Raw genomic sequence first — 23849 nt, forward strand, 5'->3', positions numbered from 1 at the left:
GTTCACGCCCCCTCCTCTCGGAGGACGAACCCGACCGCACGCACCGTGTGCAGGAGGCGAGGCGCGCCGTCGGCCTCGAGCTTGCGGCGAAGATGGCCGACGACGACGTCCACGACATTCGTCTGCGGCCGAAAGTCGTAGCCCCACACCGTCTCCAGCAGCCGGTCGCGCGTGACGACCGAGCCGCGATGGACGGCCAGCATGCTGATCACGTCGAATTCCCGGCGGGTCAGCGGGACCTCCCGGCCGTGCGCCGATACCAGCCGTGCCGGGAAGTCGATGCGCAGCGCACCCACGGTGACCGATTCCTGCGCGGCACTCCACCCGCTGCCGCGGCGGCGGAGCAGGGCATGCAACCGCGCGGTCAGTTCGGCGAAGTCGAACGGCTTGGTCAGGTAGTCGTCGGCGCCGAGCTCCAGACCCTCGACTCGATCGGTCACCCGGGTGCGGCCGCTCAGCACACAGATGGGGATATCGCTGCCCAATGCCCGCAGCGCCGTGATGAAGGACAGGCCATCCAGGCCCGGCATCTCGATGTCGAGTACCACGACGTCGGGCAGGTACGTGCGGGTGGCCGACAACGCCGCCGCGCCCTCGGCCGCGACGCGCACCCCGAATCCGTGGAGTCGCAGGCCGCGTGCCAGCGATTCCCGCACATCGACGTCGTCGTCGACGATCAGCACCGTCCCGCACGCACCAGCCTCAGCGCTGACCTCGTCGGCGTTCGCCTCGCGCGTCGGCGTCGCGCGCGTCGTGGTCGCCACGTTCATCCGAAGCCCCTTCCTCTGCTGGTCGGACAGGTTTCCTGTCGGAGGTCTACCGATTGCTTGAGAGTTCTCTGACGACGATTGACTGATCAGATCATCATGCGTGACGGTTTATACCAGCAGTGAGTGTCATCGCCGATGACGCCGGTCACGCTCCTGCCGAGTCCATCCACCGACGCAGATCGACGAAAGGAGCAGACACGTGCGGATCAACGTGCACGCCGCGGCCGTCGCGGTGACCGCCGGTACAGTCATCGCGCTCGCCACCGGCACCGCCCTCCCCGGCACGACCGCGAGCAGGGCCGGAGCCGACCCCGGCTGCCCCGCCGTCTACGTTGTCGCGATACCGGGCACGTGGGAAACCGGACCGACACGGCACACCAGCGGTCCCGGCATGCTCGCCGGTGTCACCGACGGCCTGCCCGCGAGCGAACAGGTCGCTTACGTCGACTACCCCGCGACCGCCTTCCCCTGGGAGGGCAAGGTGTACGGCGCATCGCAGAAGACCGCCGTCGACACCGCACGGGAGATGGTGCGCACCACCGCGGAGCGCTGCGCGAACACGACCTTCGCCTTGGTCGGATACAGCCAGGGCGCCGACGCCGCCGGTGACCTGGCCGCGGAAATCGGGCGGGGTCAGGGCGTGGTGCCCCCGGATCGGCTGTCAGCGGTCGGCTTGCTCTCCGATCCACAGCGGTCTCAGGCCGATGCCCAGGTAGGCCCGCTCGCCGTCGGCGTCGGCGTGCGCGGGGCCCGACCGGGCGGGTTCGGGTCGATCACGTCCCGGGTCCGCACGATCTGCGCGGTCGGCGACCTCTACTGCTCCACCGACGACGAGGACTTCATCGTCGCCGTCGCCGCCGGCTTGGCCGCCGTCTCCGACGATCACCCCGACGACCTCCCCCTCTACCGAACCAGAGCGGCCGACATGCTGGCCGCCCTGCGATCCGCCGACGAGCAGGGCGAGCTCAGCGAACAGACCCGGAACGAGCGGGCCCGTCAGCTCGCGCACTTCTACGGATCCGGAACGCACATGTCCTACGGGAGCTATCCGGTAGGCGGCGGTCAGACCGCCGTGTCGTGGCTCCACCACTGGCTCGCCGCTCTCGGCTGAGCCACCACCCAGTCCCGCCCCGGGAATCTCCACCACCACCAGAAAGAACACCAATGCGCATCACACGCCTCACAGCCGTCTCCGCGGCCCTGATCGGCGCGCTCGCCGTCGGCATCGGCACCGCCCATGCCGCGCCGCCCGAAGACCTCGGCGTCGTGCACTACACGACGACCACCACCGACACGAACACCCTCATCCAGATCGACGCGGGCTCCCTGGTCGTCGAGGACGGTGCCCTGAAGGTCAAGGCGCCCGACGGCAAGGTCCTCGCCGGCACCGAACTGCGTTTCCGCGTCGATGAATTCGTCTTCCCCATCGAAGCCGAGATCAAGGAGCGGACCGCGACCCTGACACCGCAGTTCACCCTCGACAAGGCCCAGTATCAGCCGGTCGCGCTTCCGTACGAGGATCAGGCCACTTGGAAGAACGACTACGACCGCGAGAAGGACGCCTGGAGCCGCATGACCAGCACCATCGGACTCGGTGCCTCGATTGGGGCGATCGCCGGCGGCATCGGCGGCGCGGCCGTCGGCTGCGTCATCGGCGGCGTCACCGGCGCTTCCCTGACCGGCGCCCTCGCCACCATGTTCAGCGGACTGCCCGCCGACGTTCAGGGCTGCATCGCGGGCGTCGCTGCAGGCGGCTTCCTCGGCGTGCTGGCAGGCCAGCTCTTGATCGCAGCACCGGTGGCGATTTTCGCAGCGGCTCAGTACTTCACCACGATCAACCAGCCGTCCGTCCAGAGCGGACAGCAGCAGAAGAGCGAGCAGCAAGCGAAGTAGCGACCCGAAGCCCGGTGTGCCGGGCCGACCACATCATCGGCCCGGCACGCCCGTCCAGACCCATGATCACCGGTTCGATGAAGAGATGGATCGCATCTGATACTTTCATCAGCGATTGGCGCATCGCTTCGCTCGATCAGCTCGATCGAGCCCTCCCCACCACGTGGCGCCGTCCGCCGCGGATTCCGTTCGTGCCGACCCGGCCGGGTGTGGATCCGCGATGCGACCGAACCGACCGAAAGGAAGAACGTACTCGTGAAGGAATCCGACACCCCGTCGCGCGCCGGCGTGAGCCGCCGCCGCATGCTCGGTGGCGCCGTCGCAGGCACCCTCGGCGTAGCCGCGGCGACAGCCCTGCCCCTCGGCTCGTCGACACAGTTCGGCGCGGCGGGAACGGCCCGCGCCCAGTACGCCGCGCCCACCGGCACGTACCGCATCGACCTGCATACGCACGTGCTGCCGCCGGATTACCGCGCGGCGCTGCTGTCGCACGGGCACTTCACCGTCGGCGGCTACCCCACACCCGAGTGGTCGCCCGAGTCCGCGATGCAGTTCATGGACTACTACGGCATCCAGGCCCAGGCCCTGTCGGTCTCCGACCCCGGCGTCGGGTTCCTGGCGCCGGGCAAGGAAGCCAACGACATGGCTCGCTATTGCAACGAGTACGTCGCCGGACTCACCCGGCAGTACCCCACGCGCTTCGGCTCGTTCGCGGTGCTGCCCATGCCCGACATCGCCGCCTCGGTCGCCGAGGCGATCTACGCCCTCGATGTCCTGCACGCCGACGGCATCGTGCTGCTGTCCGCCTACCAGGGCGTCTACCTGGGCGACCCGCGCTACGAGCCCTTGATGATGGCGCTCAACCAGCGCAACGCCTACGTGTTCGTGCACCCCGCCGCGATCGCGGACGACGCCAAGCCCAGCCTGCCCCTGCCCGACTTCCTCATCGAGTACACCTTCGACACGACCCGGGCCGCGACGATGATGATGCTGACCGGTGTCACCAAGCGCTACCCCAACATCCGGTTCCAGCTCTCCCACGCGGGCGGCACGCTGCCGTTCCTGTCCTGGCGCGTCGGCGTCGCCTCCGAAACCACGGTCGGCGAGAACTGGCCCCAGGGTCTGGACAAGCCGTCCCTGCTCGACGCGAAGGCGCAGATCTCGCGCTTCTTCTACGACACCGCGCTGAGCGGATCCAGCGCCGCGATGTCGGCGGTGTCGGCCGTGACGAGCCGCGATCACATCGTCTTCGGCTCCGACTGGCCCTTCAGCGCGACCACCCTGCCGCAGTCCGGCACCCACGACCCCGCTCCCGGACTCAGCGAGATCTTCGACGCCGAGCAGCGCATGGAGGTCGAGCATCACGCCCCGCTGCGACAGCTTCCCAGGCTGGCCGCGGCGATCAACGGGGGCTGACTCGGCGGCCCGCCGGGCGCACGCGATTCAGCGCGCCCGGCGGTATCCGAGCCGAAGTCGAGGAAAACTCCATCACCATCGATTCGATCGCGGAGGGGTCGTGCCGACAATTCTCATCACCGGCGCAACGTCAGGTATCGGCCTGGAGTGCGCCACCCAACTCGCCCCCGGCGCGCATCTGGTATTGGTCGGCCGCGACCAGGCCCGGCTGGACGCCGCGTCAGCGCGAGTCCGCGCGGCGGGCGCTGCCCGGACAGATGTGCTCCAAGCCGATTTCTCGTCGCTGGCGTCGGTACGATCGCTCGCGACGACCGTCCGTAGCCGTTATGACACCCTCGATGTCCTGATCAACAACGCGGGCGCGGTCTTCGCCGCGCGTACCCTGACCGAGGACGGCCACGAAGCGACCCTCGCCGTCAATCACCTCGCCCCCTATCTCTTCACGGAGTCGGTGAAACCTCTGCTGCTGTCCGCGGGATCGGCTCGGATCGTCATCACGGCCTCTACCGCGCACTACCGCGGCGAGGTCGACTTCGACGATCTCCCGCACCGGCACGGATACTCGATCATGTCGGCGTACGCGCGATCCAAGCTCGCCAACGTCATCTACGCCCGCAGCCTTGCCGCGGAACTCGAGGATTCCGAAGTGACCGTCAACGCGGTGCACCCGGGAATGGTGGCCACCGGCATATGGAACAAGGCGCCCTGGTTCGCCAGACCGATCGTGGCAGTGGTCAAGCGCGTCCACATGATCCCCGCCGCCGACGGGGCCCGCCGGCTCACCGAACTGGCCACGGATCCCGCTTTCGCCGGCGTGACGGGAGGCTATTTCGAGGACGGCGAGCTGCGTCTGCCCTCGGCGGCGGCGCAGGAGCCTGCTCTGGGGCAACGTCTGCGCGCGGCCGGTGACCGGCTGGTCGGCCTGCCCTCGTGACGGAGTCCCGCACGGCGGTGACAGCTTCGAAACCGATTCTCGTGGTCGATGACGACGAGAACATACGCGAGTCGCTCGAACGCGGGCTGACGCTTCTCGGCTTCGAGGTGCAGACAGCAGCCGACGGGGTCGAGGCGATGCACGCATGCAGAATCCACCGGCCCGCGGCGATCGTCCTCGACCTGCAGATGCCGAAACTCGACGGCCTGGGGGTGATCCGCGCGCTGCGTGCGCTCGGCAGTGACGTGCCCATCTGTATTCTCAGCGTGCGAACCAGCCTCACCGAGCGGGTGGCGGGCCTCGAGGCCGGCGCGGACGACTACCTCGTGAAACCGTTCATCCTCGAGGAACTCACCGCTCGCCTGCGCGCGGTACTGCGACGTACCCGCGGTCCACACGCCGTCGACACGCTCGCTGTCGAGATCGGCCCGCTGCGGATCAGCGACTCGGCTCGACGCGTCACGATCGCGGGCAGGGAAGTCACCCTGACCCGGCGTGAGTACGACCTGCTCCATATTCTCGCGCGGCACCACGGTCGGATCTTGAGCCGGGAACAGCTCCTCGAACTGGTGTGGGGATACAATTTTCCCACCCAGAGCAACGTGGTCGAGGTTTTCATCTCCCACCTCCGGCGGAAATTGGAATTCGGCGACCACGGTCGGCTGATCCACACCGTCCACGGCGCCGGATACGTCCTGAGAAACGACCTGGATTAAATTCTCCTCAGAATCCGGCGAGAAGAATCTTCATATCTGCGCCGTAGGATCCGATTCGAGCCGGGCGTCGCCCGGCCGATCGGTCCTGCGACCGTATCCGATCACTCCTCATGGAAAGAGACAAAGCGTTGATCGCGCTCGCCCGAATGACATTGCGGCTGTCCCTGTTCTCCTCGCTCGCAGTGCTTCTCGTCTATACGACGGTGCCGCGGGCGAACGCCGCCTTCGATCCGGCCGGCGTCGACTTCTGGGTCGATTCCGACATGGGCCCCGTCAAGAGCCGGGTATTTCGCGCCGCGGACGGAAATACGCAGCGCGTGGTCTACGCCCTCGACGGTATGTGGGCGCGCGAAGACCTCAACGGGTGGGAAATCGAAACGGATATCGCTCGCACATTGACCGCGCACAATATCAACGTGGTGCTGCCGATCGGCGGGCAGTCCAGCTTCTACATGGACTGGGACCGCCCGTCGGATCTTCCGGCAACCTCGCCGTCCGACATCGCGGACAAGTCCGCGGCCTTCCCGGAGACCGGCCCAGGCAAGTCGTACACCTACACCTGGGAGACGCTGCTGACCCGGGTGCTGCCGGCCGCGCTCGACGAACGCCTCGGCCTGTCCCCGGTCCACAACGGCGTGGTGGGCCTCTCGATGGGCGGCAGCGCCGCGCTCGCGCTCGCGGCCCATCACCCCAACCAGTTCAGCTACGCCGCATCGTTGTCCGGCTATCTCACCCCGTCGGCACCCGGCATGCGCGGCGCCATCGCCGCCGCGATGGCCAAGGCCGGCGGATACAACATCGCCTGCATGATCAGTTCGCCGACCTCGGACAAATGGGAACGGATGGATCCCATGTTCCTCGCGCCGGACTTGATCAAGAACGGGACCAGGGTCTGGGTGTCGGCCGCCACCGGAGTGCCGACCGAGGCGGGCGAACCGAGCAAGGCGGCCGCGGAAGGATCCGCGCTAGAGACCCTCTCCCTGAGCAACTCGCGGTCCTTCCAGGCGCGAATGACGACGCTGGGAGCGTCCACCGTGACCTACGACTTCCCGCCCGCCGGTGTCCACGCCTGGCCGTACTGGGAAGCCCAGGTGGGCAAGATGCTCCCGACCCTGTCCAGCGCCATCGGCTGAATCATTCATGTCCGATTCAGATCTCGGGCAGGGCGCGCCGGCTGATGTCACGCGCCTCGTCCGTGCTCAACCCGAGCATCCGCAGCAGGTCTTCGGCCACCTGATCGACGGCCGCCGCGTCGTCGCGAGCCGGCTGTTCGTGCAGCAACTGCCCGAGGCACAACGCGGCGCCCGACACGATCACCAGCGCGAGTTCCGCATCGCGGACTACGAAACGTCCCGCGCGCACACCTGATTCGATGTCGCGGCGTGCTCGCGCGGCCACGCCCTTGTCCGACCCCGCGTAGACGAGCCCCTCCGCGAGCAGAACCTTGCTCGCGGTGGGTTCACGCCGATGGAACCGACCCGCCAGGCGGAAGCTCTGCGCGAAGACATGCGCTGGATCATCGATCCCGGCCGTCAGCTCGTCCAGCGTTCCCCCGAGCCGGTCGAGAACCTCGCCCACCGCCACCTGCAGCAGCTCCTCCCGGCTGGAGAAGTGGTTGTAGAACGATCCCATGCCGACGTCGGCCGCCTGAGTGATCTCCAAGATCGGGGCATTGAGCCGACCCTGGGCGATGAAGACCTGTGCAGCCGCTACGAGCGCGGCGCGGGTTCGCGCTTTTCGCCGCTCCAGACGATTGGTACCCGCAGTGTCTTCCATCGCGCCCTCCACATCCGATCCGTCGACGCAGACCTCGCATCAATGATGGCTATCTCATACTTGACGCTATCATCCAACCAGCCTTGACTGATCACTACGTCTTGAATGATGATATCGTCAGTTGAGCGTAAGGAGTCACGGATGCACGGCCGTCGCGACGCACACGCGGGAGTCCACAGCGAACTCGGCGCATTACCCGGCGAACACCCCGGCAGACATCAGAATCCCGTCATCAAGGTCCTCGACCTCGCCTGGCTGGAATTCGAGAAGCCCGATCTGGAACGCGCCGAGACCTTCGCCCACGCGTTCGGCTTCCGCACCGCGCATCGGGACCAGCACGAACTGCAACTCCGTGGCGCCCACACCGGGGCTCCGTGTGTCCGGATCCGCCGCGGCGGCACCTCACGGTTCACCGGCCTCGCCTTTCACGCAGCCGATCCCGCCGATCTCGAGCGCCTGGCAACAGCCCTCGACACCAGACCGTTCCCGCTCTCCGAATCACTCGGTGGCCGGGCGGTCGTTACGACGGACCCCAGCGGACTCCGGGTGCGCGTGGTCGCCGAGACGCATCCGCTCGATCCCCTGCCGACCCCTGCCCCACTGGACTGGAACCGAGGAGACGAGGCGACACGAATCAACCGGCCACAACGGCCGCCACGCGAGCCGTCGCCGATCCAGCGACTCGGGCACGTCGTCGTGCAGACCACGCGATTCCGGCAGACCCTCGACTGGTACCTCCGATACCTGGGCCTCATCGTCAGCGATTTCCTCTACTACGCCGGGCAACGCCACCGAGGCCCGGTCATGAGCTTCATCCGCTGCGACCGCGGGCCGGTCCCGACCGATCACCACACCCTCGCCCTGACCCTCGGACCGAGCAACAGGTACGTGCATTCGGCCTTTCAGGTCCCCGACCTGGACACCCTCGCGGCGGGCGGCGCCTATTTGCACGACCATGGCTATCGCCATTCCTGGGGCATCGGCCGGCACGTCCAGGGCAGTCAGATCTTCGACTACTGGCGCGATCCGGACGGGTTCCTGGTGGAGCATTTCAGCGACGGCGACCTGTTCGACAACACCGAAGCACCCGGCTGGGCACCGATGACCGCCTCGGGTCTCGCGCAGTGGGGACCACCGGCCACCGCCGACTTCCTCGGCGTCGCACCCGGCCGGCACGCCGCGGCAGAACTCGGCGCGATATTCGGCGCACTCCGCGACGAGAACAACGAATTCGACCTCGGCCGCCTCGCCGGCCTGATGAAAGTAGCTCGCTCATGACCCACACCGTCCTCCGGACGATCGACGGCTGGTGGCTGCGCACCGACGCGGGCGCGGCCCGCATCGAGACCGGCGCCACCACCACCGCGGAACTGCTCGCCGACCGGGCCGCGATCGTTGATGCCGCCGACAGCGCCGCCCTGGTTCCGGTCGACGAACTCGTACCGCTGTCGCCGGTGACGGCCCCGTGCCGCGTGGTCGCCCAGATGACGAACTTCGCTTCCCACGTACGGGATTCCGGCGGCGATCCCGATTCGGTGCCACTCACCTTCTTCCGGAAGGCATCGGGATCGATCAGCGGGCCCTACGACGATGTCCTTCGTCCGAGCCATGTGCGGCTGCTGGACTACGAGGTCGAAATCGGGCTGGTGTTCGGCAGAGAATTGCCCGTCGGCACCGAGGTCGACGCCGGCAATCTCGCCGACTACATCGCCGGGCTCGTCGTCACCAACGACATCTCCGCGCGCGACGTGCAATTGCCGCAAACCCAGTACTACGAGGGCAAGTCGTATCCGACCTTCACCCCGACGGGACCCGCGCTGGTTCTCCTGGAAGACGGCGAGCTCGATCGATTCACCGACCTGCGGCTGCGACTGTGGGTCAACGGCGACAAGCGCCAGGACATGACCGTGGCCGACATGATCTACCGGCCGCTCGAGACGGTGCGGGCGCTGTCCCGGTTCCAGCGCATGGACCCCGGCGACCTGCTGCTCACCGGCACGCCCGTGGGGACCGCGATCAGCGCGCCTGCCAAGCCGGTGGAGATCCTCGGCGCGATGCTCCCACCCAAGCTCAAATGGAAACTGTTCTTCGACCGCCAAGCCAAGAATCCGAGGTATCTCCAGGACGGTGACGTCATCGAAGCGACGATCGGCACCGACGACGGAACCATCGACCTCGGCACGCAACGCACCACTGTGCGATACGCGCGATAGTCACCCGAACCAGCACGTTCGGGCCGAAATACGCGCCTCGGTGACAGATCCGGCCCTAGCCGCCATCATCACAAATCTGCGTACGAATCGGTACTGAATCTACGATCAGTTATGATTCTTGCGGCAACTCGAGGTGGAGGGCAGATGACAGCCGAACAGACCGCACCCACGCGTACCGATCGCCGCAGGGAACGCACGCGCAATGCCTTGCTCGGCGCCGCACGAAAGTTCCTGTCCGAAGGCCAGTCGGCGGTGAGCATCAAGGAGATCACCGATGCCGCCGACGTCGGTTTCGGCTCCTTCTACAACCATTTCGATTCCAAGGAACAGCTCTTCGACGAGGCCGTCCAGTCCGCGCTGAAGGTCTACAACGAGATGCGCGATCACATCGTGGCCCGCTACGACGACCCCGCGGAGATCTTCGCTGTCAGCTTCCGGCTGACCGGTCGGCTGCAACGCCAGCTCCCGGAAATGGTGCGTGTCGTCCTGCACTCCGGTATGGGAGTGATGCTGCGCGATCAGGGACTCGCGCCCAGCGCGCGCCAGGACATCATCGCCGCTCAGGAGGCCGGGCGCTTCGAACCGATGGATCCCGACCTCGCCATCATGGCGGCGGGCGGGGCACTGCTCGGTCTGCTCCAGCTGCTCGACGCCAAACCCGACGCGGACGCGGCCGCACTCGCCGACGAGATGACCTATCGAGCCCTGCGCATGTTCGGCATGAACAAGCGGTCCGCGGAACGCCTCAGCTCCGCCCCGCTGCCCGAGCTGCCCACCAACCCCGACCTGCCCCTGCAGACCGGGACATAGGCCGCTGGGATCAGGCCCGTCGAGAGGCCGCCCGCGCGATTGCGCCGAAGGCGCGCCTGCGCAGCTCACGGCGCGTCCGTGTCAGCAGCGGAGCCGTCGGCACGGCGGCCGGCGCTCCGCCGAAGCGGGGAAGCAACGCGGCCGCGTTGCCGTGACGGATCGCGTCTCGAGCCTCTCGGTCGACGCCGTCGAACTCCCCCAGTCCGGCATCGAACCAGGCTACTGCTGCCTGTGGCGCGAAAGGCCAGTCACTGCCGTAGAGCACGTGACCGGGATCGGCGAAGGCCAGCAAGCTCGGCAGCGCCGCCGCGCTCGAGGACAGCGCGGTGTCGAAGTAGAAGCTCGCGAACTCCTCGAGCACCTCGATGGGACTGCGCCCGGTCTCGCTGAAGATCGCCAGCGCCATCCGGTGCGCGGCGTATGGCACGAACCCGCCGCCGTGACTGAGGATGAACCGGATATTGGGATAGCGTCGGCGAATATCGTTGCGGACGAGCAGGTACGCGGCGCGACTCGTGTCGAGCAGGAAGTCGGTGGCAAAGGGCGGGACTCCGTCGACGGTCGGTCCCGGCACATCCGCCGGATGCACGAACACCACGGCCGAGCGCTCGTCGAGCACCCGGAACAGCGCGTCCTGGTCCGGCTGCCCGACGTACACGCCGCGCGCGTTGCTCAGCAGCACCACACCATCGGCGTCGAGGGTGTCCAGTGCCCGCGTCGCCTCCGCGGCCGCCGCATCCACATCCGGCCACGGCACCGTCGCGAAGAAGCCGAAGCGGTCGGGCTCCTGGGCGGCGACGGCCGCGGAGAAGTCGTTCACGGCCCGGGCGAGGGTCGCGGCCTCGCCCGGATCGGCCAGAAAGCTGGTTCCCGGCGTCGACACCGACAGCACCGCCGCACCGATCCCGGATTCGTTCATCATCTCCCGGGCGGAGTCCACCGACCAGGCCGGTACCTCGCGTCCACCCGCGGCGCTGATCCCTTGACCGACCAGCACCTCCCGATACACAGGCGGTATCAGGTGCTGGTGTACGTCGATCCGATCCATGAACAGCAGCTTTCTCTCGTCGCCGAGGCGTACGTCACGTGACGCAGGCCCCGGAGGTGTTGATAGCTTCATCATATATGAGTGATTGGTCATACGCACCCTCCTGTTGCGGATTCCTGCAGCCGGACCGGCAACGCCCGTCGATGGCACAGCCACTACAGGAGCTACTGCGTGGCAGCCCGCACCTTCTCCACGGCCGAGTTGAAGACGTCCTCGAACGCGCCCTCGCCGCCCCCGGCCAGATTCTCGGCGCGCACGACGATGGTCATGCCGCCGATGACCGCGCACCCGGTGTAGGAGCTCGTGGCCATGGCCTGCTGCCCGACCACATCGGAACGGACCACGGTGTGGAATGCGATGGCACCCAGCATATTCAGATCACCAGGCGTGGACAGGGTCGAGATATCCACGCTCGTGCTGCTCACTTGTTTGCCCAATACCGATGCGGACACTGTCATCTGTCCACATCGGGCCAGGATGTCCGAGATCGAGGCCAGGTCTAGGGCACTGCCGGAGATGACTTCCGTGAACACGATGCCATCGACGGTCTGCGCGCCCGCGAACGACGCATTGCCGGTGAGCTGCTGCAGCTGATTCGCGAGGTCCTTCTGCGCCGAGCCGCATTCTGCCGGCGTGACGGTCAACGGTCCGGCGGTGGTGCTCCAGTCGGCGATCCCCGCCGCGGTGGCGAATCCGTCGGCGATCCGGTCCTCCGATACTTCGACCGGGGAAGATCCAGCGGGCAGTTCACTCGACGTCAGCAGCAGCTGATCCCGCCCTTCGTCCGAGCTCGCTTGCGTGCCCGAGGGCAGCCCGGCGGTGCCGGCGGCGCAGCCCCCGGCCAGCAACGCGGCGCAGACCACCAGGCCGGCCCACCACCGCTCAGTTCGTCGTCGTGCCATCACGTTGTCCACTCCTTGTCACCGGTTGGGGTCGAATGCTTCGGTTCCGAGCACGAGGCGCAGTCCGGAGATTCCGGAATGCGCTCGCGCGTAGGCGAGTTCACGACTGATGTCGCCGATGTTGTTGACGATGGGGAGCCCGATCCCCAGTGTGGAGAGCGTGCCGACGGCCCGTCCTTCGCTGTCGAGGAAGGCGGCGCCGCTGTCGCCGGGGATGCCGGGGGTCGGCGATTTCAGCGCGTGGGACCAACCGCCAAGAGAGCTGTCATCGGCGAAGCTCTCGCCTCGCTGGGGCGACAGAGCCGCGAGTCCGGCGCGCAAGCTCGAGTTCCCATAGCTGTAGACACGGTCCCCTGCGGGCGTCCCGGTGGTGTTGAGCCCGGTGGGGCCACCCCAGTAGGGCAGGCTCGGGTTGACCTGATCGACGTGTGCGGGGTCGATCGCGATCAGCGCGAAGTCGTTGTACGCGCACACGTTTCGATCCGCCTCACCGAGTTGCTGCATGGTCAGCCAGCTGCTGTAGGCCAGCCGGCCGGTCCCGATGGCGGTGCCGGCGCCGCGGGGTGAGCCGTGGCGAGTGAACTGCACCGCGGTGTCGAGCGGCTGACTCGTGGCCTGACATCCGTCGGTTTCGGTGGACTCGCCCAGGGAGGCGCAATGCGCGGCCTGCCCGAGATAGACCCCACCGGCGTCGTCGACGAAGACATAGTTCGTCGTGCACTGCCCAGCTCCCTGCGTATTCGACTGGATGCCGGGCGTCAAGACGGCGGAGCCGGCAGCCGCCCATCGATGTCCGGCGTCGCCGGGTGCGACCGCCTCCACCGGAACGGCACTCGTCGTGTCGTGCGGCGTTCCGGCCGTTGAACTTCCGTCGCCCTGATGCGTCCCGCCGGGGACGGCGCACCCGGCGGCCAGCAGCGCGGCGGAGAGCACGACCCCGATCGCGGGCACGGTGACGAGGCGGCGCAGATTCGACATCCCCAACCGCTCCTTTCTGATTCGATTCCCTCGATCCGGCGCGTACACAGACGTTCGCCGCATCTATTCCGGAATGGGTTGCTGGTGCGGCGCGAACAGCAGCGCGCCGGTTCCCGCGACGGCGACGATGACGCCCACCGCGATCAACGACGCCGTGAGCCCGTCGATGAAGGCCGACCGCACCGCGTCGGCCAGTGCCGGGCCCTGCGGACCGATCAGACCCGCAACATGGATACCGGCGGCCGGCGACGACTCCACCGCGTGCGCGGCTTCCGGCGGCAACTCGTCGATCGACGGCAATCCCGCCTTGTAGTGACTGGCGAAGACCGAGCCCATCAGCGCGATGCCGACCGCGGAGCCGACTTCGCGAGTCGCGTCGTTCATCGCCGAGGCGACACCCTGCTGCTCGGTTCGCAATGATCCGACAATGACCGCGGTGCCGACGGTACTGGTGAGGCCGACGCCGAGTCCGGACACGATCAGGCCGCCGAAGAACGGGAGGTAGCCGGAGTCGACCTCCAGGAACGCCAACGCGAGCATCCCCGCGGCCAGCAGCAACAGCCCGACACCCATGACCGCCTTGATCCCGGCCATGCGCATCAACCGCGGAGTGAGAACGCTGGTCGGCAGGACCACCACCGCGATCGGCACCAGCGCCAGGGCACTCTTCAGCGGGCTGTAGCCCAGAATCAGCTGCAGGTACTGCAGTCCGACGAAGAAGAACCCGAAAACGGCCATGAACTGGACCAGGATCGTGATCGCGCCGGCCCGGAATCCCGGGATGCCGAACAGCCGGGGATCGAGCAAGGGGTGATTGTTGCGGAGCCCGAGAAGCGCGTACAACGCCAATGCGACCACGGACACCGCGAGGCTCGCCAGGACGCGCCAGCTGGTCCAGCCGGCTTCGCTGCCCTCGATGATTCCGTAGACGAGGGCGCCGATCGCCACCGCGCTGGTCCATGCCCCCGGATGGTCGAGTGAATGCCGTTCGGCGTCTTTGGTGTCGGGGGCCAGGATCAGTGCCAGCAGCCCACCGAGCACGGCGACCACGGCACCGGCGACGAAGATCGAGCGCCAACTCCACTGCTCGAGCAGGAGTCCCGCGCCGAGCAGACCGATGATCGCGCCCGCTGCCGCGAATCCGGACCAGACCGCGACACCACGCTCCCGGTGGTCGGCGGGAAAGGCCGCCGTGATGGTCGACAGCGTTCCTGGCATGATCATGGCGGCGCCGACGCCCATCACCGCGCGCCAGCTGATGAGCAGTTCGGTCGTGTCGACCGAGGCGGCGGCCAGGGACCCGATCGCGAAGACGATCGTGCCCCCGATCAGGATGTTCCGCCGGCCGAATCGGTCGCCGAGCGCACCGATCGGCAGGACCAGTGCGGCCAGAGCAACAGTGTAGGCATCCGCGATCCAGGTCAACGACGTCGTGGACGCCGACAGGTCGACGGCCAGGTCCGGCATCGCCAGGTTGAGCGCCGACACCGAGGCGACGACCAGCACCAGGCAGGTGCACATCGCGACGAGGACGCCCGCTGTGCCCGCGCGCCCGGCAACCGCGGTGCCGGACCCCGACGTGGGCGGCGACGCGGCTGGTTCGTATTCCATCTCTCCTCCTGACAGGGGTGACAACCTCGAAGCAGGACGCATGGCCGTCTCCGGAAAGCGGTTCACTGAACAGGCTGTCCGGTCACCGATCCACGGAGCTCGGACCATCGGAACCGATGTGACCATTTCATCAATACTGACGCACCCATTCAGTGGACGCAACAGCGCGGCGGGCGCGAGTGACGCGAATCATCCCCACGACGCTCGACTGCGCGAGTCTTGAATCAAATTTGATGAAGTCATCACTACGTGTCGGTCGGGCACCTATCATCTGTGATCATCTCATCACTTATCGTGTTCGAAGGGGACCCGCTCATGGTGGCCAGAAACAGGTTCCGATGGCTGTGCGTAGCGGTCGGACTGACCGCAGTCGCGCTCAGCGGCTGTTCGCCTGTGCCGACTCCGGACACCAAGATCACCGCGGATTTCGAGAACATCGCGGGTATGTACGAGGGCAACGACGTCATGGTCCTGGGCCTGGCCGTCGGCAAGGTCGACAAGATCGTGCCCAAGGGCACCTACGTCGAGGTCCACATGAGCATCGACGGCGGGGTCAAGATCCCCAAAGAAGCCATCGCCGCGATCATCTCGCCCTCGATCGTGACCGACCGCCACATCGAGATCACCCCGCCCTACACCGGCGGCGAATCGCTCAAAACCGGTGAACACCTCCCCAAAGCACGTACCCGCACCCCCGTCGAGCTGGACACGATGATCAAGACCATCGACCAGTTCTCCGCCTCACTCGAGCCCGAAGACGGCTCCGAAGGCCTCGGCCCCCTCTCGGGCCGGGTGCTCTACCCCGTCCTCAACGGCAACGGCCAGAAGATCCGCGAAACCCTCGACGCCCTCTCGAGCGCCTTGAAGGTCGGCATCGACAACAAGGACGCGATCTCCACCATCATCATCAAGCTCAACGAGCTGACGACGATGCTGGCCGACAACGACCAGTCGGTGCGCGACTTCAGCAACCGGATGACCCAGATGACCACCCTGCTGGCCGAGCAAGCACCCGGCCTGCAAGCCACCCTCGACCAGCTCGACACATTCCTGACCAACACCTCGACCACCTTCGGCGCGCACACCGACGAACTGTCGACCTCGCTGACCGGTCTGACCAACGTCACCAACCAGCTGCGCGCCAACTCCGGCGCCATGATCGAGATCGTCGACATCGTGCCGCTGCTGATGCAGAACATCGACGGAACGATGGACAAGGACGGACGCTATTTCCGCACCCACGCACTGATCGGCCCAGCCCTGTCGGGCGAGATCGTGAGCGTGTTCTGTGAGCGGATCCAGATGCGCGCGGATGGCTGCCGTACCGGGAACATGCAGGACTTCGGCCCCGACTACGGGCTCACCGCAGCGCTGCTCGGCCTCACGAAATAGTTCCCGCTGAGCAGCAACGGCGCTGTCCCGTTGAGAATCTGCGCGGGTGCCCCCGAATACGACGATGCCGCCAGGCTTGGAATGGGCGATCGGCATCCGATGACCGGGTCGGCCCCTGTGCGATGACGACGACCGGTGGCGGCATGCTGGAGCATCCCGGTCACCCAGGCGATCGCATGCATCGTTTACGCCACGTTTCCTCGGCGGGTGGCTCAACGAATGCGGGCCAGCCTGCTGATCTCGGTGACGGCTTCTTCCAGCGAGCCGAGCCACGGCGCGCCGACCGCCGCCGGCCATCCGGGTCCGGCCAAGAGGAGCCGGGCCGGCTCAGGAAGCCCGGCGGGAATCGGCTCGTCGACCGCGGTGCGAGCCGTTTGCGACCACAACACCACGATGGGATCGCGCGCTTTCGCCACGGCGTCGGCCAGCGCGCCGCCCGGGACAGAGGCGCCGAGCAGCACCGCCGGTACACCGACCTCCGCCAGCGCCGCGCGCAGCACCTCCAGCGGAAGCACGTGCTCCTCGCCCGGCGCGCACGCGAGGAGCACCGGAGCGAGTCCCGCCACGCTGCGCATCGGCGGCACGACGCGATGCAGCCCGGCGATGATCGCCGACGACAGGACGTGCTCCACATCGATCAGGCCGAAACCGCGATCCTGACGGCTGACGATATCGGCGAAGACAGGCCGGCACAGCAGGCGCCACGTGGTCGCCACGCCGAAATGCGTCAGGTGGGCGGTGATCGCGGTCGAGAGTTCGGCGACCCGAAGCTGTTCGGCGGCAGCCGATACCGGGCCCACGTCACCCAGGGTCGGCACAGATTCCGCTTCGACGCGAGCGGTCTGGGCCGCGACGGCCGGGCTCGCGCCGGCGCGGACCAGATCGGCCATCCGGCTCAGGATCGCCACGTCACCGACAGCATAGTGGCGGTGCGTGCCCGGGCGATGACGCGCGGGGCCGAGGCCGTATCGCTGGTTCCAGCTGCGCAGCGTCGCGACGGGGATGCCCAGCATGGCCGCCACGGCTCCGACGGTGTAGCCGGGCGCCGGACCTCCGCCTGCGCCACTTTCGCTCAAGGTCACCTACTTTCGACGAATCGCGTACGTTCCGCACCACCGAACTGCGGCGATCCCGACGCGCTGGACCGAACAAGGCGCCGAACATTCGTCGTCCGGCATGCCGGCGGCCGCGATCGGCGCAGGCCGGTCGGCGGACCTCAGCGCAGCGACAAGCAGCCCTGCAGGGTTTGGAAGTCACCGGCGAACGCGGGTCCGCCGGTACAGGTGGGGGTGGTCACGCCGGTCACCGTGACCTGCGCGCCGGGTCCGGCGATCCCGATGGACAGCCCGGGACGCACCCCGATCGTTGTCACCTGCGCGCCCGGCCCCACCGCGACGGCGGCCGGGCCCGACAGGAATGTCGAACTCGACGTCGCCGTACCGCCGTTCTGCGCGATGGCGAGGGACAAGCTCGTCGGCTCCGCCGCGGCGGAGGCGACGCCGCCGAGTCCGTACGCGGCCGCCGCAGCACCCTCGGCACTTGTCGCCGAACACGACGCATCACCCGCACCGGCCTGCACCGACGAGACGCCCGGCGCCGGGCACGATGCGGCCGGCGCGGCATGGGCCGCCGGTCCGGCGGCCATAACACCCAGGGTCGCCGTCCCCACACTCACGAGAAGCCCGAAGGCGCGTCCAGCAGTCAACCGAATCATGATGATCTCCTCGCTTCCACTCATGGTCATGGCCGTTCCACCGCCCGCAGCGCCGTCGGCCGTTGAAATATCTCGTCTACGAGATCCCTCTGAGGCTTCACACTACACGTGAAATGATGCAGAATCGATGCAGTAGGACAAACAATGGCACGGCCAACGACGCAGTGCGGAGCCACGGCTCCGACAGCATTCCCGCAACACCAGATCATGCGCCGTCGGCCGACAGGGGCTACGCCCCCGACAGGAAGGCACGACATGATGATTCGAAAGCACTCCGGAGCCCTGGTCGCGGTATTTGCGGCGATGACGATCGCCGGGTCGGCCTGCGCCGACTCCGACGACTCGGGCGGCACCGATGCGTCCACGATGACGACAACCGCCACCACCACGATGCAGGCGCGCGACGAGGGCGCCATGACCGGGCTGGTCGGCGCCGGCTGCGCAGATTACGCCGCGCAGGTTCCGAGCGGACCCGGCTCCATCGACGCGATGGCGCAGGAACCGGTGGCCACCGCCGCCGCGAACAACCCACTACTGACCACCCTCACCGCGGCGGTGTCCGGCCAGCTCAATCCGCAGGTCAACCTCGTCGACACGCTCAACGGCGGCGAATTCACCGTGTTCGCGCCGGTCGACGACGCATTCGCCGCACTCGATCCCGCCACACTGGAAACGCTGAAAACGGATTCGGCCCTGCTGACCAGCATTCTCACCTATCACGTCGTCCCGGGACGGCTGGCACCCGACGCCGTCGTCGGCACGCACACGACCGTCCAGGGATCGCAGGTCACAGTGACGGAATCGGGCGATCAGCTGACCGTCGACAAGGCCGGCGTGATCTGTGGCGGGGTCGACACCGCGAACGCGACCGTCTACCTGATCGACGGCGTGCTGACGCCACCGACCAGCTAGCGGTCGCCCGCTCGGTCGACAGCGCGGCGGCGAAGGTCGGCAGAGGAGGAGACTCGGCCACCGCGTTTCTCCCGGACGGTCGAGAATTCGATGTCTACCCTGTGGAAATGCCCTTCAGAATTCTCACGACTGTCGCTGCCGCACTCGGAGTTTCTGTCATGCCGATTTTCGCCTCCCCAGCACATGCCGACATGGTCGTCATGGCACCCCACGAAGCGTCGTATGTGTCGCCCAACGGCGTCACCTTCACCGTCGGAAATCGCAACGAGGTGATCAATCGGATTGCGCCGTTGAACATGCTGGCGACGAGCCGGGAGGCGCTGGTCAGCAGCGTCTCCTACGGTCGGCTCGACGGCGGCGACGGCGGAAAGATCATGGTCGGGTACCACGTGGGATGCGCGGTGAACCTGAGCTCGGGAACAGTCGGCGTCGAACCCGACGTCTACGTCGACTCGAATTCCGACAATGCTGTCGACGACCTCAACGTCGGCCCGGTCGCGACCGTGGAACTCGGTCCTGGTGAAATCGTCGACGTTCCGATAGCCGAAAAGAAGATGGTTCCCGGAGATACGATAAGCCTGGGAGTCCGGGACTTTCATCTCACGGTCAATTCGTGCGTCGGACCAGTGAATATCCGGCAGTACACCTACGTCATCTTCGAATCCACGAAGGCCGACGACTCCGGCGCGGTATTCGGCGATCCGATCTGGCTCTGAGCGCCGGACGACCGTTCGCCGACGATCGAGTTTCGGCCGATCCGAGCAATCGGCCGCGGATGGCTGGAAGGATGGTCCCCCGGCCCCACCGGGATTTCGGTTCCCAGTGCGTCAGGGCGACGAATCGGCGATCGAATTTCAGTGGGCGAGTTTGAGTCCGACGACGCCGGTCACGATCATGGTCAGGAATACGAGTTTGAAGATCGTGACCGGCTCTTCTCCGGTGGCCATGGCGTAGGCGACCGTGAGAACCGCGCCGATACCCACCCAGACCGCGTACGCGGTGCCCACGGGTAGTTCGCGCATCGCGATCGCCAATCCGGCCATGCTCGCCAGCAGAGCGGCGAAGAACAGTACCGACGGCACGAGCCGGGTGAAACCTTCGGATTTGCCCAGTGCGGTCGCCCACACGGCTTCCAGGAAACCGGACACGACAAGCAGAATCCACGACATCGCAGCCCTCCTCGGGCCGTCTTGTCGCACTCCGGGTACGGCACCCCTCGTCCGGAAGCCCGATCCCCGGGCTCACCTCCACCATGGCACGCCGGCTATCGAGCGGCAAGCGATGGTGGTTCGCCTCACCAGCAACGGGAGAACGGCACTCATGCTGCGAACTTGGTCAGCGCCGTCGGGACGCCGGATCGTCGTCGACGCCGAGGTGTGGAAGGGCACGAGCTTCGGTGGCGCCCTGGACAACCGGCACCGGGTTCGTGCGCATCAACCACAATGTGGCCGCGAGAGTCAGCATCCAGCCGATCACTTCGATGAGCAGATGATCTGTCGCGTCGGGCACCGATTGCAGGAGGTACACCCGGACACTGTTGATAGCGCCGTGCGTCATGACCGCCGGCCAGACACTCCCCGACCGCCAGCGCAGTGCCAGCAACAGTGGCGCCCACGGCAGCATGCCCGCGAAATAGATGACGATGTCCCACGCTGGGCGATCGCCGATGACGGCGAGCACCGGCAGGTGCCAGACGATCCAGACCGCACCGCTGACGAAGGCCAGCGGCCAGAATCCCCAGGACGCGGCACGGGTGGCCAGCCAGCCGCGCCAGCCGAACTCCTCGCCGATGGCGAAGAGCGACTGCATGAGGAACACCGGAATGATCCAGACCGTCGCCACCAAGATCTCGTCCAGGGGGTTGAGCGGCCAGATTCCGAATGCCAGTGCGACGGCGGTCTGGATGGCGGCGATCACGGTGATGAGGCCGATGCCGATGCCTGCCCAGGTGGGTGTGCCCTGCCACCCGGTGGCGAAGGTCTCCCGGAACGTTCCGGGTCGTCGGGCCAGCCACATGATGGTCGCTGCGAGCAGCGGGGTCAGTTGAAGAATCGGAACGATCAGGTTGTCGAAATCCGTGGAAACGAGCCGAAAGACCATCGGCACGGACAGTGCGTAGCACAGCCCGATGGCGATTGCGAAGAACCACGCGACGTCGGTGACACTCGATCTTTCAGCAGTCGAAATCCGGCGACGCAGAACAGAATTCGTCGTCGCAGACCAGGAATCTCGGTTCATGCACGGACCGTAGCAATCTGTTTCCGGTCTCCGGATCCTGGAAAGACCCGGAAATTCACCCTGAAAAGACCCCCTACCGCGGTCGGTACTCGCTAATCGGCTCTCACGCGTCTGGTGTCATACGCCCACATCGCGATCTCGACGCGGTTGCGGGCGCCGAGCTTGCCCATCAGCGAGGCGACGTGGGACTTGACCGTGCTCAGTCCGACGAAGAGTTCGGTGGCGATCTCGGCGTTGGTCCGGCCGCGGGCCACCAGCGCGAGCACCTCCTCCTCGCGCTCGGTGAGCGGGTCGACGGGCTGGACCGGCACCACCGGCGCCTGGTCGGCGAAGGTCGCCAGCAGTCGGCGGGTGACGTTGGGCGCGATCAGCGCGTCCCCGTCCGCGGCTGCGTGGATGGCTTGGACGAGGAGCTCCGGCCCCGCGTCTTTGAGCAGGAACCCGCGCGCGCCGGCACGGAGGGCGCCGAGGACGTATTCGTCGAGGTCGAAGGTGGTGATCACGATGACCGCCAGCGGGCGCGTGACGCCGCTTCCGGCCAGGCGTCGCGTCACCTCGATGCCGTCGAGGCCGGGCATGCGGATGTCGACCAGGAGGACATCGGGGCGCAGCCTGGTCGCCAGATCGAGCGCGGCGAGCCCGTCTGCCGCCTCCCCCACGACCTCGAGGTCGGGCTGCGCGCCGAGGATCAGCACCAGCCCCGCCCGGACCAAGTCCTGGTCGTCGGCCACGACCACGCGGATGCTCATGCCGACTCCGCCACGGGCAGCACGGCCTCGACCACCCAACCGCCTTCGGGCCCGGGCCCCGCGGACAGCGATCCGCCGAGGAGCTGGGCGCGTTCGGCCATGCCCAGCAGGCCGAATCCGGGCTCCGGGACTCGCCCCGGCTCGGTCGTGCCATCGTCGTTGACCCGCAGTCGCACCGTGTCGCCCTCGCGGCGCACGGCGATCCCGACGCGGGTCGCGCTGCGGGCGTGCCGTACGGCGTTGGTCAGCGATTCCTGCGCGAGCCGGTAGAGCGCGGCGTCCACCGGCCGTGGCAGCCGGGTCGACGAGCCGTCCAGGGAGACCTCGACGGTGAGCGTCGCGTCGGCGCGCGCCAGGGTGGGCAGGTCCGCGACACCCGGCTGCGGCGCGTAGGCGGCCGCTTCGTCCTCACGCAGCACCCGCACCATCGATCTCATCTCCGCCAATGTTCGTGACGCTTCGGACTCTATGGCGGCCAGGATCTCGGCGGCCTTCTCCGGCTGGCCGGCGGCGACCACGCGACCGGCCTGCGCCTGCACCGCGATGGCCGAGACGTGGTGGGCCACGGTGTCGTGCAGCTCGCGCGCCAGCGCCACCCGCTCCTGATTGCGGATCTCGCGCTGTTGGCGATGCCAGAGGTCCGCGCGATAGCGAAACACCGCCGCCAGAGCGACGACCAACAGCAAGAGGACGCTGCCACCGAAGACGTCGGCCCAGCCCGCGGAGGAGGCGTACATCCCCAGCGCGACGACGGCTGTCACGAACGCTATCCCCACGACGATTTCCCGTCCCGAGCCCCACCGCGCCAGCGAGTAGAGCAGGATCAGGACGGCCATCGAGGAGTAGAGGCCGAGGTCCCCGGCATGCGTGGCCAGCTGCAGGACCGAGAGCAGCCCGGCGACTCCCCACCCGACCAGGACGGCCGTCAGGGGTCGGCTTCGCCGCCACAGCAAGGCCGGGATCAGCGCCAGTGCGAGCACCGCCACCAGTGGACGCCAAGCCAAGCCCGGCCGCACGATGCTCTCGACGGAGGCGGCGGCCGCGAACACGCCCACCAGCAGCCAGTCGAGACGACCGATCGGTGGGGCGTCAGCGGGCCGCGGCTCGTCCCAGAGGGGGCGTCGGACTGTGACCACGGGTTTCAGCATAGGGATCGGTGCGCCTCGGCGTACCCGCCGAAAGTACGAGAGCGAATTCGTGCCTTCGGCCGGGCGAAGTCCGACCTCCGGGCCGGTGTGCCCGCCGCCGGGCTCGGCGATCGTGGACCTACCGATCCGGCCCACAACGGGAGCCCAAGATGAGTACACGTCACCCCACCACCGCCCTGCAAGACCAGCCGATGCCGGTGCGAGCCAAGCTCGCCGCGGCATGGACCAGCTTCATGTTCCTGTACGCCTACGTGGACATTCTCAACTTCTACACGCCCGGCGTGATCCAGGAGATCCTCGACGGCAAGGTCTTCGAATTCGATCTCTCCCAGACCTTTTCGACCACGGCACTGACTCTCATGGCTGTCCCGATCTTCATGATCGTGCTCTCGACGACGCTGCCCGCCGCGGTGAGCCGCATCGCGAACCTCGTCGTGGCTTCGCTGTATCTCCCCGTCACGGCATTCAACGCGACGGGTGAGTCCTGGCTGCTCTTCTACGGCCTCGGCGTCGTCTTGGAAGTCATCCTGCTCGTGCTCATCCTGCGGTACGCCTGGACCTGGCCTCGCATCGCGCTTCCGGCGACCACCCCGAACCCTGCAACCGTTCGGGCACAGCAGCAAGCGTGA

At 67.3% G+C, this 23849-nt stretch carries 25 protein-coding genes and 1 riboswitch; of the genes, 13 read left to right on the forward strand and 12 right to left on the reverse strand.

What is annotated here, in order from left to right; genetic code table 11:
- Positions 1-2: 2 nt before the first annotated feature.
- The gene (locus EL493_RS21090; protein ID WP_019047315.1) at positions 3-770 is read right to left on the reverse strand and encodes a response regulator transcription factor; all 768 of its coding nucleotides are present in this window, start codon (positions 768-770) and stop codon (positions 3-5) included.
- A 199-nt stretch (positions 771-969) separates the two neighbouring features.
- Between EL493_RS21090 and EL493_RS21095 the strand changes: the two genes are divergently transcribed.
- The 6 genes from EL493_RS21095 (at position 970) to EL493_RS21120 (ending at position 6862) form a co-directional block, all read left to right on the forward strand.
- Positions 970-1881: a cutinase family protein gene (locus tag EL493_RS21095; protein WP_019047316.1), complete on the forward strand. Its 912-nt coding sequence runs from the start codon at positions 970-972 to the stop codon at positions 1879-1881.
- 53 nt (positions 1882-1934) lie between these two features.
- Complete coding sequence (locus EL493_RS21100; RefSeq protein WP_019047317.1) at positions 1935-2663, forward strand: hypothetical protein; 729 nt, start codon at positions 1935-1937, stop codon at positions 2661-2663.
- 255 nt (positions 2664-2918) lie between these two features.
- Positions 2919-4079 carry an amidohydrolase family protein gene (locus EL493_RS21105; protein ID WP_022566830.1) on the forward strand — a complete coding sequence of 387 codons (1161 nt, stop codon included), beginning with the start codon at positions 2919-2921 and terminating at the stop codon, positions 4077-4079.
- A gap of 100 nt (positions 4080-4179) precedes the next feature.
- On the forward strand, positions 4180-5013 hold the full coding sequence (locus EL493_RS21110; RefSeq protein WP_019047319.1) for an SDR family NAD(P)-dependent oxidoreductase: 834 nt from the start codon (positions 4180-4182) through the stop codon (positions 5011-5013).
- A 17-nt stretch (positions 5014-5030) separates the two neighbouring features.
- Positions 5031-5729, forward strand: coding sequence for a response regulator transcription factor (locus tag EL493_RS21115; RefSeq protein WP_022566829.1), 699 nt, complete (start codon positions 5031-5033; stop codon positions 5727-5729).
- 110 nt (positions 5730-5839) lie between these two features.
- Entirely contained in the window at positions 5840-6862 is a 1023-nt protein-coding gene (locus EL493_RS21120; RefSeq protein ID WP_022566828.1) for an alpha/beta hydrolase, read from the forward strand.
- A 16-nt stretch (positions 6863-6878) separates the two neighbouring features.
- Here the strand turns inward: EL493_RS21120 and EL493_RS21125 are convergent, their stop codons facing one another.
- Positions 6879-7505, reverse strand: coding sequence for a TetR/AcrR family transcriptional regulator (locus EL493_RS21125; protein ID WP_030202307.1), 627 nt, complete (start codon positions 7503-7505; stop codon positions 6879-6881).
- A gap of 141 nt (positions 7506-7646) precedes the next feature.
- Between EL493_RS21125 and EL493_RS21130 the strand changes: the two genes are divergently transcribed.
- The 3 genes from EL493_RS21130 to EL493_RS21140 all read left to right on the forward strand — a co-directional run bounded on the left by EL493_RS21130 (position 7647) and on the right by EL493_RS21140 (position 10528).
- Positions 7647-8783 (forward strand): VOC family protein, encoded by a 1137-nt coding sequence (locus EL493_RS21130; RefSeq protein WP_019047323.1) that lies wholly within the window; start codon positions 7647-7649, stop codon positions 8781-8783.
- Entirely contained in the window at positions 8780-9718 is a 939-nt protein-coding gene (locus EL493_RS21135; RefSeq protein WP_019047324.1) for a fumarylacetoacetate hydrolase family protein, read from the forward strand. Before EL493_RS21130 ends, EL493_RS21135 begins: the two co-directional genes overlap by 4 nt.
- 144 nt (positions 9719-9862) lie before the next feature.
- Positions 9863-10528, forward strand: coding sequence for a TetR/AcrR family transcriptional regulator (locus tag EL493_RS21140; protein WP_022566826.1), 666 nt, complete (start codon positions 9863-9865; stop codon positions 10526-10528).
- A gap of 10 nt (positions 10529-10538) precedes the next feature.
- Here EL493_RS21140 and EL493_RS21145 read toward each other — a convergent pair whose 3' ends face one another.
- From EL493_RS21145 to EL493_RS21160, 4 genes are all read right to left on the reverse strand, one after another.
- Positions 10539-11576: an amidohydrolase family protein gene (locus tag EL493_RS21145; protein WP_036835748.1), complete on the reverse strand. Its 1038-nt coding sequence runs from the start codon at positions 11574-11576 to the stop codon at positions 10539-10541.
- Positions 11577-11740: 164 nt separating this feature from the next.
- Complete coding sequence (locus EL493_RS21150; protein ID WP_019047327.1) at positions 11741-12490, reverse strand: hypothetical protein; 750 nt, start codon at positions 12488-12490, stop codon at positions 11741-11743.
- Between the two features lie 6 nt (positions 12491-12496).
- Positions 12497-13456 carry a hypothetical protein gene (locus tag EL493_RS21155; protein WP_019047328.1) on the reverse strand — a complete coding sequence of 320 codons (960 nt, stop codon included), beginning with the start codon at positions 13454-13456 and terminating at the stop codon, positions 12497-12499.
- A 63-nt stretch (positions 13457-13519) separates the two neighbouring features.
- Positions 13520-15067: an MFS transporter gene (locus tag EL493_RS21160; protein ID WP_019047329.1), complete on the reverse strand. Its 1548-nt coding sequence runs from the start codon at positions 15065-15067 to the stop codon at positions 13520-13522.
- Positions 15068-15460: 393 nt separating this feature from the next.
- Here EL493_RS21160 and EL493_RS21165 point away from each other — a divergent pair, with 393 nt between their 5' ends.
- Positions 15461-16459: an MlaD family protein gene (locus tag EL493_RS21165; RefSeq protein ID WP_019047330.1), complete on the forward strand. Its 999-nt coding sequence runs from the start codon at positions 15461-15463 to the stop codon at positions 16457-16459.
- 212 nt (positions 16460-16671) lie between these two features.
- Here EL493_RS21165 and EL493_RS21170 read toward each other — a convergent pair whose 3' ends face one another.
- Together EL493_RS21170 and EL493_RS21175 are read right to left on the reverse strand one after the other, a co-directional pair.
- Positions 16672-17472 carry a MerR family transcriptional regulator gene (locus tag EL493_RS21170; RefSeq protein WP_081723215.1) on the reverse strand — a complete coding sequence of 267 codons (801 nt, stop codon included), beginning with the start codon at positions 17470-17472 and terminating at the stop codon, positions 16672-16674.
- A 203-nt stretch (positions 17473-17675) separates the two neighbouring features.
- Positions 17676-18170, reverse strand: coding sequence for a DUF6764 family protein (locus EL493_RS21175; RefSeq protein WP_030202314.1), 495 nt, complete (start codon positions 18168-18170; stop codon positions 17676-17678).
- Between the two features lie 258 nt (positions 18171-18428).
- On the opposite strand from EL493_RS21175, the gene EL493_RS21180 reads away from it, so the two are divergent.
- Complete coding sequence (locus EL493_RS21180) at positions 18429-19085, forward strand: fasciclin domain-containing protein (RefSeq protein WP_022566821.1); 657 nt, start codon at positions 18429-18431, stop codon at positions 19083-19085.
- Between the two features lie 107 nt (positions 19086-19192).
- On the forward strand, positions 19193-19801 hold the full coding sequence (locus tag EL493_RS21185) for an MspA family porin (RefSeq protein ID WP_198040973.1): 609 nt from the start codon (positions 19193-19195) through the stop codon (positions 19799-19801).
- A gap of 138 nt (positions 19802-19939) precedes the next feature.
- On the opposite strand, the gene EL493_RS21190 is transcribed toward EL493_RS21185, so the two are convergent.
- The 4 genes from EL493_RS21190 to EL493_RS21205 form a co-directional block, all read right to left on the reverse strand.
- Complete coding sequence (locus tag EL493_RS21190; protein ID WP_019047335.1) at positions 19940-20254, reverse strand: DMT family transporter; 315 nt, start codon at positions 20252-20254, stop codon at positions 19940-19942.
- A 10-nt stretch (positions 20255-20264) separates the two neighbouring features.
- Positions 20265-20331: riboswitch (guanidine-III (ykkC-III) riboswitch) on the reverse strand.
- Positions 20332-20420: 89 nt separating this feature from the next.
- A complete protein-coding gene (locus tag EL493_RS21195; RefSeq protein ID WP_081723191.1) occupies positions 20421-21323 on the reverse strand; it encodes a CPBP family intramembrane glutamic endopeptidase in 903 nt (300 codons plus the stop codon).
- A 92-nt stretch (positions 21324-21415) separates the two neighbouring features.
- Positions 21416-22072 carry a response regulator gene (locus tag EL493_RS21200; protein WP_019047337.1) on the reverse strand — a complete coding sequence of 219 codons (657 nt, stop codon included), beginning with the start codon at positions 22070-22072 and terminating at the stop codon, positions 21416-21418.
- The gene (locus tag EL493_RS21205; RefSeq protein WP_174436002.1) at positions 22069-23208 is read right to left on the reverse strand and encodes a sensor histidine kinase; all 1140 of its coding nucleotides are present in this window, start codon (positions 23206-23208) and stop codon (positions 22069-22071) included. The genes EL493_RS21200 and EL493_RS21205 overlap by 4 nt, the downstream gene beginning before the upstream one ends.
- Before the next feature lie 161 nt (positions 23209-23369).
- Between EL493_RS21205 and EL493_RS21210 the strand changes: the two genes are divergently transcribed.
- Positions 23370-23849, forward strand: coding sequence for a DUF6326 family protein (locus EL493_RS21210; RefSeq protein WP_019047339.1), 480 nt, complete (start codon positions 23370-23372; stop codon positions 23847-23849).

Origin of the sequence: Nocardia asteroides (assembly GCF_900637185.1) — a bacterium.
In the GTDB taxonomy this organism is placed as follows: Bacteria; Actinomycetota; Actinomycetes; order Mycobacteriales; family Mycobacteriaceae; genus Nocardia; species Nocardia asteroides.